The following is a 13,719-nucleotide window of genomic DNA, read 5'->3' on the forward strand; positions in this document are numbered from 1 at the left end:
GTTATTCAAGCCATTGTAACTTATCCAGATAACTATGGACAATAAATAAGGAAAGGTGGTTTTTCAGTGAAAATGCTAAAAGAAAAAGCAAGAAGGTCAGTTATCGTGTTTATGTTAATAGGACTAGTTGGGAGTATTTCTCCTGCTTATGCAAAGAACGAACCTTCAATTGCCCAGTATAATTCAATAGAAAAGAGTTTAGATGGTGTAACTAATTATAAATCCAAGATAAATAACATAAACAAGGGGCTAAAAGAGAAAAAGGTTAAAGACATTACCTGTACAATCACATTTAACAAAACTCTCGATGACGATAGTCTAGAGGAATACATAAAGAGCCATAAAATAAAACCCATACAGATTCAATCAAGGGGTATTGAAAATAATGAACGAATAACGGGTGCCTCTATTTACCACAATAACATGAAAAAGCAATTAAAGGAATTAATGGGGGAAGCAGCGTTCTTGGGATTTACAGATATGTATTGCAAAATAGATTATGACAATATTGAACAAATTGAAAATGATCCTTTAACATTTTTGGTAGATACGAGCCTTGACGATTCAGTAACCAATAGTAAAGAATTTTTTCCTCATTCTCTTACATGGCTACTTGAGGATTTAAATGCCTAATAATATTCTTAATAACAAAGGGCAATCTTTAAGGTTGTCCTTCTTTTTTGTATTGATCTCTTTATTGATTTTTTCCCCCAGTTTATATATAGAGTACGAAGAATGGTTGATTGTCGTTGTATTAACAATATTGCACCCACCTACAAAAAAGAATAATAATAACCTCTTATCCCAATTAATAACTACATATGTTTTTTACATTGTTTTTGTAATTTTCGATGTATTTTTCGACTACTATATAGGAACTTATTTTGTATTATTAGGCTCGCCCCAGGATGGCGTAATACCCTCATTCTGGAAGGTTTTTTTTGATTCCATTGAGGAGTACAATCTTCATAATATTTTGGTCCCTTTTTTTATTTTTTATTTTAGAAAATCTTTTAATCGTTAGTCTCCTAAAGATAGGTAAGGAGCAATTAGGTTTTGACTATGTAAGAATTTTGCGTTCGGTGCACCTAAGCTTCTCCACTCCCATGGGATACCCCGTTTCGCACCTCGCCAAAAGATTCCTCCTTGGTGTTTGCTTTTATGCGGAGGCGTCTTCTTGTGTCGTGGGGCCTTTTTCGGACATGATCAAACAGGGAAGGAATGCTGCGATGCCAGCACTCCTTCCCTGTTTGATCATGATGATTCAACGTATTATTTCCTTGGCGCCCAACCGTTAAGCGTGTACACCCGTCAAGCCACATTAAAAATTTTCGTAGCCTTGATCTGCAAAGCGACCCGCTCCTGCTCCCGCAGTGCTCCGCCAAGCGCTTTGGGCACATGGGCCGTAATGCGAACCAGATCAGCCAATTCCAGGTCAACCTTATAAAACTCCCCAAGAAACGTCGTCGCCAAAACGATCCCTTGAATATCGGCCGCCGCCGACCAGGGCATGAGTTCCACATTTTCCGGCCGAACGATGACCACGACTTCTTGCCCCTCCGGCACATTACCTGCGGGAAATTGCAGCACACCCAGATCGGTAACGCCATTTTTGATCACCGTCCGGTAGCGATTCACTTCCCCGACAAAAGCAGCCACAAAGGGCGTGTCTGGGCTGTCGTAAATCTCTTCCGGTGTGCCGATCTGTTCCAACTGTCCCTGGCGAAAAACCACGACTCGGTCAGCGATCTCCAAAGCTTCTTGCTGATCGTGAGTAACAAAAATACTGGTAATGTGCAGATCTTGCTGCAGCTTCCGCACCCAACTGCGCAGTTCCTTGCGCAGTTGCGCATCAACAGCCGAAAAAGGTTCATCCAACAGCAAGAGCCGCGGTTCATTAGCCAGTGCCCGGGCCAGTGCCACCCGCTGGCGCTGCCCACCCGATAGCTGATCGGGAAACCGACCTTCCAACCCCTGCAAATCCACCCGCCGGAGCAACTCACGGACCCGCGCTTGGATCACATCGGGCCGCTGCTTTTGCACACGCAGCCCAAAGGCTACATTTTCAAAGACGTTCATGTGCTTGAACAGCGCATAGTTTTGAAAGACTACGCCAATTTTACGCTCTTGCGGCGGCAAGTGATCCACACGCTGCCCGGAAATATAGATTTCACCGCCTGAGGGCTTCTCCAACCCGGCGATCATCCGTAAGATCGTCGTCTTGCCGCCGCCGCTGGGTCCTAAAAAAGCGGTCATTTCGCCTTCGCCCAGCTCAAAACTGACACCCCGTACCGCCATGTGGCCATCAACAAAAGATTTACTTAAATTGCGGACTTCAATACTCATGCCTGCCGCCCCTCTTGATATTTTTTCATCGATTCCATCAATACCAAGATGACGATGGAAGTTGCACAAAGCAGCAGCGACAAGGCATAGGCACCGGCCGAGTTAAAATCGGCGGCCGCCTGGTACACATATAACGTCGCTGATTGCGTTTGATTGATCAAGTTGCCTGACACGACCAGCACGGCGCCAAACTCACCCAGGGAGCGGGCGACAGTCAGGACAATACCGTAAAAAACGCTGCCGCGAATCGAAGGAAGCGTGACCTTCCAGAAAATCGTCCACGGACTGGCCCCCAAAGTTTGGGCGGCCTGCTCTTGGTACGTGCCCACTTCCTGCAACGCGGGCACCACTTCGCGCACCATAAAGGGAAAAGTGACAAACAAAGTTGCCACGATCATGCCCGGCAAGGCAAAGATGATCTTATAGCCCATCTCACCGGCGAATCCACCGATCAAGCTATTCGGACCATAAAGCAGCACCAGCATAAACCCAGCGATGATCGGTGACACAGCAAAGGGCAAATCGACAATCGTATTCAAAACGGTCACACCGGGAAAGGGATGGCGCACAATCAACAGCGCCGTCAAAATCCCCAAGACCGTGTTGATCACCACGACGATCACCGTAATCAGCAAGGTCAGCTTCAAGGCAAAGAGCGCTTCCGGTCGAAACAGTTCTGCCCATAAGCGGCTGGCGCCCTCATCAACAGCACTGGCCAGCAACGCACCGATCGGTCCCAGCAAGCTCAGCAGAAACCATGCGTATGTAAAACTAGATATCCCAATTCTCCAGTTCACCGGCCCTCTCCTTTCTCCGCGTCCACCGGGCCAAGATGCGCTCCCACCAGCCAAACCGCTGCCGTTTCATCCAAAAGTTTTGATACAACAGCAAGCCAAACGAAATCAACAGCAACACAATCGATACGGCGCCGGCGCCGACAAAATCACCATTTTCCACTTCGCCGTAAATATACACCGAAGCCACCTGCGTCTTAAAAGGAATATTGCCGGCCACCATGACGACAGAACCGAACTCGGCCAAGGCACGTGAAAAGGTCAAGGTAAATCCCGCCAAGATTCCCGGCAGGATCGTCGGCAGTTCCACATGCCAAAGTACCTGCCAGCGATTGGCCCCCATCGTGCGGGCCGCTTCGATCATCTCCTGACCCATCTCTTGCAAGATCGGCTGCACCGCTCGAATGGTAAAAGGAAAGGTCACAAAGATCATCGCCAAGACAATGCCCGGCGTCGCATAGACGATTTCAATGCCATACAGGGAGAATGTTTTGCCGAGCCAGCTTTTCGGTCCATAGAGCATCAACAGCATCAAGCCACTTACGGCTGTGGGAATCGCGAAAGGCAGATCGACCAATGCATTAAGCACGCGTTTTCCCGGCAAGGGATAGCGCACCAGCGCATAAGCGCAAACGGTCCCCGTCACCGTATTGATCACCGCCGCGATCAGCGCCAATCCCAGCGTGATCTGCAAGGCAAACCAAGCATGGGGCTGGGTGAGCGCCGCGATAAACCGCTGCCAACCACCTTCCAAGGTCGTCAGCAAGAGTTGGCCGATCGGCAGGATGATCAGCAACAGCACATAGCCGGTGACCATACTGCCGAGTGCCCATTTCCCGAGTTCCATGGGCGGCGCCGTTGTGGCCCGCGCTAAGGGTACCCGCTCTGCTTGCGGTGACAATTGTAGCGGTTTCATGAGCGGCGCTCAGCTACTTCGGTCCAGACACCTTGGGGACCGTACAGATCTTCTTTGACTTTCGACCAACCACCGAGATATTCAATGGTAAACAAGTCAGCCGGTTTGGGGAACTTGGCTTCGTTGGCTTTGGCTACTTCCGGGTCAACGGGACGAAAACCGTATTTCGCAAAGGCTTGCTGCGCTTCTTTACTCCAAAGAAAATCAACAAACGCTTCCACCACTTCACGGTTGCCATGTTTATCGACATAGGTATCAACAAGAGCCACGGGGTTTTCCACTAAAATCGTCGCTGAAGGGTAGACAATATCATAGATCGGCCCTTCCATGTTGCGGAGCAGCAGTTCATTTTCATAGGTGATGACCACATCGCCTAAGCCTTTTTCAAAGGTTGTCATGGACTCGCGGCCGCTTTTATCCATGACTTTAACATTTTTCTGAATCTGAGCCAGCAAGCGCTTGCCCGCTTCGGGATCCTTCGCGCCTTGGGCTTCCGATTTTTTCAACCCGGCACCATAAATCGCATTGACATCCCACATGGCACCGCCGGAAGTGCGCGGGCTGGGATAAAGCACCGCTACCCCCGGTTGGGTCAGATCTTCCCAATCGCGAATCGCCTTGGGGTTGCCTTTGGGTACGCCCAAGGCCACGACGGACTGGGTAATCATGCCCTGATGCTGTTTCTTTTTCCATTCATGCTTGATCAGACCAGCCTTGGTGATCACATCGATATCCCCTTCCAGGGAAAGGGCCGCCACATCGGCTTCCAAGCCCGATGCAATCGCTTTGGCCTGCGCACCGGAGCCAACATAGGACTCGGTGAACTTCACTTCCTGGCCGGTTTTTTCACGCCAATGCTTCTGGAAAGCCGGGATGATTTCTTTTTGATAGGCTTCCTTGGGCACGGTATACGCGGCGAGAACAATCTCCACCGGTTTGCCACCATCGGCCGCCTTGGAGGAACTGCCGGCACCTTGCTGGGCTCCACGGTTGCCACCGCAACCGGTAAGTACCGTCGTCATCAACAATCCCACGGTCACCAAAAGCGTTACTGCCCATCTTGAACCTTTACGCCGCGATCCGTTCATCCCCATCCGTCCCTTCATTAATAATTACTTCTCTATCACGATACTGCGCTTGAGCTTTTTCCGGAAAACTTGCCGAGGTGCCGCCGGTTCTGCCTCTCGCTGCGACTTCGCCTGGTTCACCGCATCAGCCAAACCGACGATACTGCCACCGCCGCTGACTTCAAAGCCATCGAGGATGACAAACCGGCCTGTTTCGGCAACCTGCGTGAACAAGTCAAAAGCCAGCGGTTGCTTAGTGCGCAAGGTTACTTCACCGACAAAGTTGGTCGGCACCTGATCGAGTGCATCAGCGGTAGACAAATCACTGGAATCATAAACATGATCAATCGCCGCGACTTCGCAGGTTGTTTCTTGCGTCGTTAACTTGATCGTGTAACGCTTGCCTGCGCGCAAGGGCTGTTGCCCCAGCCAGTAGATCGTAACTTTCAAGTGATCGCCGACGAGCGGCGGTGCCTCTTCCCGGGCGATGACCGTACCTCGCTGTAAAAACACCGGATCTTCCAGCGTTACCCCAACGGACATTCCTGCCGTCAGGGTGGTCAGCGGCTGGTTACGCTGCCAGCTTTCCAGCGATTTGATGCGCGTGCGCGTGCCTTGGGGCCAGCAAACAATGGTATCACCCACCTGTAAGGTGCCACTTTCCAGCCGTCCCGCCACAATCCGGCGATGATCAAATTTATAGATATCCTGCACCGGCAAGCGCGTCGGCGCATCGGCTTCCGGGTGCTGTGCCTTCAAGGTATCGATCGTCTCGATCAGCGTACGGCCCTGATACCAGTCCAGATGGGCAGAACGCGCTAAAATATTTTCACCATGTTTGGCTGCCATCGGGATATAGGACAGCGCCTGTAGTTCCACTTGCGCCAGCGCATCGGTGCAGACGGCAACAATCTGTTCAAAGACGGCCTGCTCATAGCCTACCAAGTCCATTTTGTTAATGACCACATGAATCTGGCGAATGCCTAACAGTTTAAGAATCGTCGCATGGCGGCGTGTTTGCTCCCGCACACCTTCTTCGGCATCAATCAGCAGAAATGCTGCATCGGCATCGGAAGCACCGCTGATCATATTTTTCAGAAATTCTTTGTGGCCGGGCGCATCGATGATCACATAGTTACGCTGAGCACTGTGAAACTGAATGCGCGTGGTATCGAGCGTGATGCCTTGCGCTTGCTCTTCTTCCAGCGCATCCAGCAAAAAGGCATATTCCATATCTTTGCCTTGATCGACGCAGCGCCGCCGCACCGCTTCGATGCGATCGTCCGGCACACTGCCCGTATCGGCCAGCAAGCGACCGATCAACGTTGATTTACCATGATCCACATGACCGACAATGACAATCTTCAGTTCACTCATCCTACATATACCCCCGGACGCGCAGTTTTTGCATCGCATAGGCATCGACCTGATCTTGGGCGCGGCCGCTGCGTTCAGTGACATTGGTATTTTTCAATTCTTCAATAATCTCTTCAATGGTTATTGCTTCTGACGTGATCGGCGTGGTGCAAGGGGCACAGCCCAAGCTGCGATAGCGCCGACCGTTTTTGGCAAAGTAAAGATCGATAATGGGGATGTTTTCCCGCAAAATGTACTGCCACACATTCAATTCGGTCCAGTGCAACAGCGGATGAACGCGCACATGGGTACCTTCGGGAAACTCCGTCTGGAACTGGTTCCACAATTCCGGCGGCTGTTCTTTATAGTTCCACTCAAAGTCGGCATTGCGTGGGCTGAAATAGCGCTCTTTACCGCGCGATCCTTCTTCGTCACGGCGGATGCCCATCAAAAGCCCTTGGAATTCATATTGGGCCATCACCTGTTGCAGACCTTCCGTTTTTAGGGCATTGCAGCAAGTCAAGCGCCCTTTGTCGGGACCCATGCCGTTTTGCAGCGCTTGATCATTGGAACCGACGACCAACTTGAGATTCCACTCTTGGGCAATTTTGTCCCGGTACGCGATCATCTCCGGAATCTTATAGGTCGTATCGATATGGACTAAGGGAATCGGACAATGTCCATAGAAGGCTTTGCGCGCCAGATGGAGCAGCACTGTCGAATCCTTGCCAATCGACCAAAGCATGGCGATTTTCTTATATTTTTGATAAGCCTCACGGATGATAAAAATGCTCTCGCTTTCCAGTTTTTCCAACTGATCCATCCCTGTTTCCCCCTGTATATTTGAAGTCTAGATAACGAAATTTTTCGTTCGTCCTTGCCCATCGACGATCGTCCAGTGCATTTTCCCGCCGACCTGGCGTGCCCATAATCGCGAACCTCGGCCGCCCACTTCCGGCGGCAGCGTCAGCGACAGCGCTTGGCGGGGACAAACCTTCACACAAGCGGCGCAATCCCAGCAGTCATCAGGTTCGCGGGAAGCGATCTGGCCTTGCTCACCGAGCACCAGCAAGTTGCCTGGACAGACATCGGCGCAGCGAGGATGACCGTTACATCCCTGACAGCGTTCGCGATCGATGCATAAGGTCATGCCGATATCCCTCCCCTGACGGCCGATTCCCCCGGCGCCTGTTCCTCCGGTACCGGTTCTTCTGACGCTTGTTCCCGCGGCACCGCTTCTTCCCACACTCGTTCCAAAATCTCCAGCTTAAGCTCTTCATCGGCATCAGCCCTACCGTGGGAGCGCCGTGTGTTGAGCCAGGTGCGGTCCAGTTGCGGATCCGGCGCCGGATAATCAGTGCGGCTTTGGTAAAGCGGTAAGCGGCTTTCCCGGCGATGGCTCTGATGAACCAAGAGCGCCGCGGCCACGAGCAGTCGATCGCGCACTTCATGGACACGCATCAGTTCATAGGGCGTCGTCGCCCCCAGCGCCGCACCGGCCTTGCTCAATTGCGCCAGACTTTGCTGCGCCCTTTCAATGCCGGACTGCTCATACCGGTAGCCACCGGATCGGCCGCCGGCATGATACTCCATCACCGCTTGCAGCGCTTCTTCCACTTGCCGCGCCGTTGCACCGGCGTCGTTGTTGAGCGGCTGCCGGGCACGCCGCCATGCTTGCTCAAGGGCTTCCGTCCAGCCCGGATGGGGAGCCGCTGCTTCCCGCAAGAAGTGGTCAAGGGCGTGTTCAGCGGCAATGGCCCCTTCCGCCATGCTGCCAGTGACGTATTTTTTGGGCGCTCCCCCTACGGCATCACCGGCACCATAGAGCCCGGCAATCGTCGTTTGCCGGTGCACATCCACCCAAAGACCGGCCGTACCGTGACCGCCGACGAGATAAGGTTCACTGCCGGTAATCGGTACAGCCGCCGTCTCGGGCCGTTGCTCGGCATCAGCCCACTGCAACACCTGCGTGGGACACATACATAAGTAGGCTTGCGCTAAAAGATCGCCTTGCTCCGGCGTGAGGCCCCGTGTATCCAAGGCGCACGGTCCCCGCCCGGCTTTTTCTTCTTCCATGGTCGCCCAGAGCAGTTCTGCCGTTGTTGGCTTACCTTGGGCATAGGCATAGTTGGGCACATAGTTCACACCATCGCCGTTGATCTGCTTCGCCTTGACACCTTGTGCGATCGTTCCCGTCGGCGCCATCGTGTGGGCCACGCGCAAGGCGATAAAGCGCATCTCCAGACTGGTCAGTTCAGCGCCGGCCCGCAGCGCCATGGCCCAGCCGCTACCGGCATTAAACGGTGAATACCATTGCTTGTGCCGCGCTGCCCCGCCAGTATTCGGTTGATAAATCCCCGATGCTCCGCCGGTAGCGATCAGCACCGCTTTCGCACGCACAGCCGTGAATTGTCCTGTATGTAAATCAAAATATAAGGCACCGGCAACGCGTCCATCGGTGACGATCAGATCGGTCACGACGGCATGATTGCGCACCTCCGCACCGGAAGCTTCCAGGGCTGCCGCCATCAAGGGCTTGATCGCTTCGCCGTTGATCTGGATGCTGGCTCGGCCGCGCTGCCGGTAGCGCCCCTGCTCATCGCGGTAGATTGGCAGCCCCCAAGCCGCCAGACGATCGGTCATTTCATTCAAGCGCTCCGCCAGCGACAGCACGAGGTCATCACGGACCTGTTGGGCAAACTCTTTTTTGACGTACTGTAAAAAGCTCGCCGCTGTTTCGCCCGGATTGAGATAGGCGTTGATCGCATTGATCCCGGCGGCCAAACAACCGCTGCGGGTTACATTCGCTTTTTCCAGCACCATGACCCGGCATGTTGGAGCCAGTTCACGAGCCCGCACGGCGGCCATGATCCCGGCAGCACCGCCGCCGATCACCAGCCAATCCGTTTCCAACACTTCCGGGTAGCTGACATTCTCCACTGCACTTCGCACGCTGTTATTTCATCCTCTCGCACATAGGCTCGGCCATACGCTCCGGCCTTCGCTGCCTTTTACCCGTTACCCGCTGTCCCCAGCGACACATCACGTCCGGGTAAGTAGCCGGCTTGCTCCAGATAGGCAAGGATTTTCGCCAAACTTTGCGCTACCGTCTCCCGCTCGGTTACGACCGTCACTTCCGGCTGCAGCGGCGCTTCATAAGGGTCCGAGACACCGGTGAATTGAGGAATCTCCCCACGGAGCGCCCGCTGGTAAAGCCCTTTGACATCACGCTTGGCACAGGCTTCCACCGATGCTTGCACATACACTTCTATAAAATTGTTGCCATGCAACTCGCGTACGGTTTCACGTGTTTCCCGGTAAGGAGAAATCGCTGCCGTAATCACAGCCACACCATGGCGGGCCAGCAAGCGTGCTACATAACCGATACGTTTGATATTGGCATCGCGCCCGGCGCGATCAAAACCCAAATCAGTGGAAAGGTACTCCCGCACTTCATCACCGTCGAGAATTTCTACCGGTTGCCCGCGCTGTATCAACGCTTGTTGCAGCGCTTGCGCCAGCGTAGACTTGCCGCTGCCCGAAAGGCCGGTCAGCCAAACGGTATATCCTCTGCGCTCACTCATCGCTCTCGTCTCCTCCCAAGTTGCTTCTTGTGCTTTTTTCGAAAAAAAAAGAGACTGCCCTCGTTACTTTACAAAAGGTAACGAGCAGACAGCCTCCAATTTTTTTGGTCAGCCCTGCATATTTTCGATTGTTTCCGGCGAATCTTATATATTCCGATTTGCTTATGTGTATTTTATGGTCTTCCACCGTATCTGTCAACTATTTTTTCTTAAAAACCTATAGGAATTACGGTAAAACATGGTGTGCAAAGCCGGGGCGAAGCGCCAAAAAGTGCGGATTGCGTAAATTTTCCTTGTTGTACGTCAGCGGTCGGCGATCAGTTGCCTGGATCACCACACCACCGGCATAGCGAATGATCGCTTCCCCGGCCGCCGTATCCCACTCCATGGTCGGGCCGTGGCGCGGGTACAGATCCACCACACCTTCCGCTACCTGGCACATCTTGATCGTGCTGCCCAGCGTTACCGGATGCACTTCGCTGCCCCAGTTCCGCTCCAGCGCCGCCAAAAACTCTGCTGTCTCCGGGGCCATGTGCGAACGGCTGACGGCCACCGTCAGTCGCTCATGAGTACCGGCTAAAGGTAGCTTTTCTCCGTACCGGCAAAAATCGTCGACACTCTGAATCCGGTTCATCACTTGCCGGCATTCCCGGAGGCGGTACGCGCCCCATCCGTCTTGCGCTACATAAGCAATATCATGAACCGGCAGATAAACCACACCGGCCACCGGTACCTGTTGATGAACCAAGCCGATGTTCACCGTAAATTCACCGTTGCGCTTGATAAATTCCTTGGTACCGTCGAGCGGATCGACGATCCACAGTGTATGCCAGTTCCGGCGCTGTTGATACTCCAGCGCTTCTTCTTCTTCACTGAGCAGGGGAATATCGGGATAGCGGCTACGTAACGACTGGGCAATCCATTCGTGAGAGCGGCGATCGGCCAAGGTCAACGGTGATGCATCGGCCTTCCAGTTCACTTGCATATCCTCATTTTGATAGACTTCTAAAATCCGTACCCCCGCCTCCACCGCAATCGGCAGAACGTGCGTGATGTCCACAGGCACAATCATCGTGTTGCTCGTTTCCTTTCCACTGTCTTTTCTTCCACTCTGATCATTCTATTTTATCCAGGATAGTATGTCCATGAAAAAACCCTGTCGCCACAGGACGACTGTCTCAACAGGGTTGAAGAATTGCTTGTCCTTATCTGCACGAGATTCTTGCATATTTCTCCATCGCATCTTATAGTAAATATGTAAAGTTAAACTTTATGGGGATCACATCATGCCATTGTTCTACAAACAACGATGAAAGAGGTTTGTTTTCATGGTCAATAACCCGCAATTGCTGCATAGCAATGGCCGGTTCTTAACCCGATGGTTTCACTTTTTTCTAGACGGTTACGCCGGTGCACCCCTGGAACTCCGAAAAAAAATGAAATATTGCCTCTATCAAACGTTGATCGGCAGCGCCATCCTCCCCATCATGCTTTTGATCCATATCTTTGGTGAATCCAATCTTCAATTGATCCTTGGCGATCTCATTACCATTCTCCAAGTCATTCTCACCTTGATTTTCATCTGCAAGCAAAAACCTGTTGCTGCCACCACCGTACTGCTACTGTTCCTGCCGAGTATATTTATACAAAACGTGGTGGGCGATTTTTTTTACGAAGGAACACGCCCGATTGAACGCATCGCCCAGACCTATACGAGTATCCTGGGCGGACTCTTTTTTTTCAGCTTGGTGAGCTTGCGCCGTTGGCAACTGGTTGCCTATATCGCGCTGGCACTGGTCGTCGTTTTTGCGCACTATTGCGTGATCATCTTCCGCTTTTACGGCGACCCCTACGATGCCATCACCGTCAGCCATTTGATTTACGGCACTTTTATTATCATCTGCTCAGGCTTTCTCACCCATCTGTTTCTCTCCCTCTCCCGTGAACTGGTCGGTATCGCCGAAGATAACGCCCATTCTCTCGAAGCCAAAGTTCAACAGCGCACGCAGGAGTTAGAACGGGCCAATCAAGTCAAAAGCGAATTTCTCGCCATCATGAGCCATGAGATCCGTACGCCCCTCAACGGCATCATCGGGATGACCGATTTGCTACGCCGTACGCCGCTCAGCCAAGAGCAAACCGAGTATGCGGACGTCGTTCGGGAATCGTCAGAACTGCTACTGACCGTGCTCAATGATATTCTTGATTTTTCCAAATTCGAAAGCGGCAATTTGCTTCTTGAGGAAGTGGATTACGATCTCCCGGCACTGATCAGCAGCGTCCATGCCTTGCTGCTGCCGATCACGGAAAAGAAAGGACTTTCTCTGCATTCCATCGTCGATCCGCGGCTCCCGCATACACTGCGAGGTGACCCAACGCGCCTGCGCCAAATCCTGCTTAATCTGCTTGGCAATGCCGTTAAATTTACCCTCACCGGCAGCATACGCTTGCAGGTGCACCCTGCCGACAACGGATCACTTGAACTGCCAGCCACCCATCTGCTTTTTGAGATCATCGACAGCGGTATCGGGATTCCACCGGAACAGCGGGAACTGATCTTCCAACCCTTTGCCCAAGCAGAGCGCTCGACGACCCGGCGCTTTGGCGGTACCGGGCTGGGCTTGTCCATCTGCAAGCAACTGGTAAACGGCATGGGCGGCGAGATCGGCTTTCACAGCCACCCCGGTGCCGGCACGACTTTCTGGTTCACCTTACCGCTGACTGTCGGTAAAAGCATGGCCCCAACGGCTATCTCCCTGGAAACAACGGTTTCTCGCCCCCTCACCGTACGCCAACCGCCTCACCAACCGGTGCTGATTGTGGAGGATACGGTGATCAATCAAAAACTGATCCGCCATCAAATGAAACAACTCGGTGTTCCCATCGAAATCGCCACAAACGGCCAAGAAGCGATCGCAGCGGTACAGCAAAAGCAATTCAGCCTCATCCTGATGGATTGCCAGATGCCGGTCATGGATGGCTGGGAAGCGACATGCCGGATTCGTCAAGGGGAAGCACAGACCGGCACAGGGTTGCCGATCATCGCTTTGACTGCTGATGCTTCCCCCAAGACCCGCACCCTATGCCTCGAGGCCGGCATGGATGACATTCTCCATAAACCGCTGCGCCTCGAGGAACTCCATGCCATGCTGGAAAAATGGCTGCCCCAGACAGAAGCAACAAGCGTTGCGGCAATGGCGGGACCATCATCGGCCGAAGTCAATCCCCCTGCAAGTCTTTGGGAATTTACCTTGCTCGATCATCGCCAAATTCAAGACTCCCTTGCTGAAATCGACCATGATCATGATGCATTTCGGGAACTGGTCCTCTCCTATCAATCCCTCTTGACAACGAAAATACCGGAGTTGCGTACGGCTGTACAAAACAACGATTTTTCCGCGATCCGTTCCATTGCGCACAGTCTCGTTACCGGCAGTCATTTCATCGGCGCCCTTTCCTATTTTCAAATTTTCCAGGCCATGGAACAACAGGCAGCCGCAGCGGACATCGCGACCGTGGCCGGCTTATTCGAACGTGTGGAACAGGATTATCCGCACATCCATGCCGATATCACCTTGCTGCTTACGGAACAAGAAAAAGCCCCGGACAGTTCATTTTGTTGAACTGCCCGGGGCTTTTTCGATATATCGGCCGAC

General features: G+C 52.6%; 11 protein-coding genes and 1 pseudogene. 2 read left to right on the top strand and 10 right to left on the bottom strand.

Annotated elements, in window-relative coordinates; all coding sequences use genetic code 11:
- Positions 1-66: 66 nt before the first annotated feature.
- Positions 67-633 (top strand): hypothetical protein, encoded by a 567-nt coding sequence (locus EDD73_RS01580; RefSeq protein ID WP_131917930.1) that lies wholly within the window; start codon positions 67-69, stop codon positions 631-633.
- 678 nt (positions 634-1,311) lie between these two features.
- On the opposite strand, the gene EDD73_RS01585 is transcribed toward EDD73_RS01580, so the two are convergent.
- The 10 genes and pseudogenes from EDD73_RS01585 to cysQ all read right to left on the bottom strand — a co-directional run bounded on the left by EDD73_RS01585 (position 1,312) and on the right by cysQ (position 11,135).
- On the bottom strand, positions 1,312-2,346 hold the full coding sequence (locus tag EDD73_RS01585) for an ABC transporter ATP-binding protein (protein WP_131917931.1): 1,035 nt from the start codon (positions 2,344-2,346) through the stop codon (positions 1,312-1,314).
- The gene (locus tag EDD73_RS01590) at positions 2,343-3,143 is read right to left on the bottom strand and encodes a sulfate ABC transporter permease subunit (protein ID WP_243116755.1); all 801 of its coding nucleotides are present in this window, start codon (positions 3,141-3,143) and stop codon (positions 2,343-2,345) included. The genes EDD73_RS01585 and EDD73_RS01590 overlap by 4 nt, the downstream gene beginning before the upstream one ends.
- Complete coding sequence (gene cysT, locus EDD73_RS01595; protein WP_207668777.1) at positions 3,118-4,056, bottom strand: sulfate ABC transporter permease subunit CysT; 939 nt, start codon at positions 4,054-4,056, stop codon at positions 3,118-3,120. Before cysT ends, EDD73_RS01590 begins: the two co-directional genes overlap by 26 nt.
- Entirely contained in the window at positions 4,053-5,162 is a 1,110-nt protein-coding gene (locus EDD73_RS01600) for a sulfate ABC transporter substrate-binding protein (RefSeq protein ID WP_243116756.1), read from the bottom strand. The genes cysT and EDD73_RS01600 overlap by 4 nt, the downstream gene beginning before the upstream one ends.
- Positions 5,163-5,168: 6 nt before the next feature.
- On the bottom strand, positions 5,169-6,500 hold the full coding sequence (locus EDD73_RS01605; protein WP_165876250.1) for a sulfate adenylyltransferase subunit 1: 1,332 nt from the start codon (positions 6,498-6,500) through the stop codon (positions 5,169-5,171).
- A 1-nt stretch (position 6,501) separates the two neighbouring features.
- Positions 6,502-7,302 carry a sulfate adenylyltransferase subunit CysD gene (gene cysD, locus EDD73_RS01610; RefSeq protein WP_131917933.1) on the bottom strand — a complete coding sequence of 267 codons (801 nt, stop codon included), beginning with the start codon at positions 7,300-7,302 and terminating at the stop codon, positions 6,502-6,504.
- Positions 7,303-7,329: 27 nt separating this feature from the next.
- A complete protein-coding gene (locus EDD73_RS01615) occupies positions 7,330-7,629 on the bottom strand; it encodes a 4Fe-4S dicluster domain-containing protein (protein WP_131917934.1) in 300 nt (99 codons plus the stop codon).
- Positions 7,626-9,431, bottom strand: a complete 1,806-nt coding sequence (locus EDD73_RS01620) for an adenylyl-sulfate reductase subunit alpha (RefSeq protein ID WP_131917935.1) — start codon at positions 9,429-9,431, stop codon at positions 7,626-7,628. Before EDD73_RS01620 ends, EDD73_RS01615 begins: the two co-directional genes overlap by 4 nt.
- 59 nt (positions 9,432-9,490) lie before the next feature.
- Positions 9,491-10,075: pseudogene (cysC, locus tag EDD73_RS01625) on the bottom strand (adenylyl-sulfate kinase); the annotation flags it as partial.
- Positions 10,076-10,289: 214 nt separating this feature from the next.
- Positions 10,290-11,135, bottom strand: coding sequence for a 3'(2'),5'-bisphosphate nucleotidase CysQ (gene cysQ, locus EDD73_RS01630; protein WP_131917937.1), 846 nt, complete (start codon positions 11,133-11,135; stop codon positions 10,290-10,292).
- A 256-nt stretch (positions 11,136-11,391) separates the two neighbouring features.
- On the opposite strand from cysQ, the gene EDD73_RS01635 reads away from it, so the two are divergent.
- Positions 11,392-13,686 carry an ATP-binding protein gene (locus EDD73_RS01635; protein ID WP_131917938.1) on the top strand — a complete coding sequence of 765 codons (2,295 nt, stop codon included), beginning with the start codon at positions 11,392-11,394 and terminating at the stop codon, positions 13,684-13,686.
- Positions 13,687-13,719: the final 33 nt, after the last annotated feature.

This window comes from Heliophilum fasciatum (assembly GCF_004341395.1).
GTDB classification, from domain to species: Bacteria; Bacillota; Desulfitobacteriia; order Heliobacteriales; family Heliobacteriaceae; genus Heliophilum; species Heliophilum fasciatum.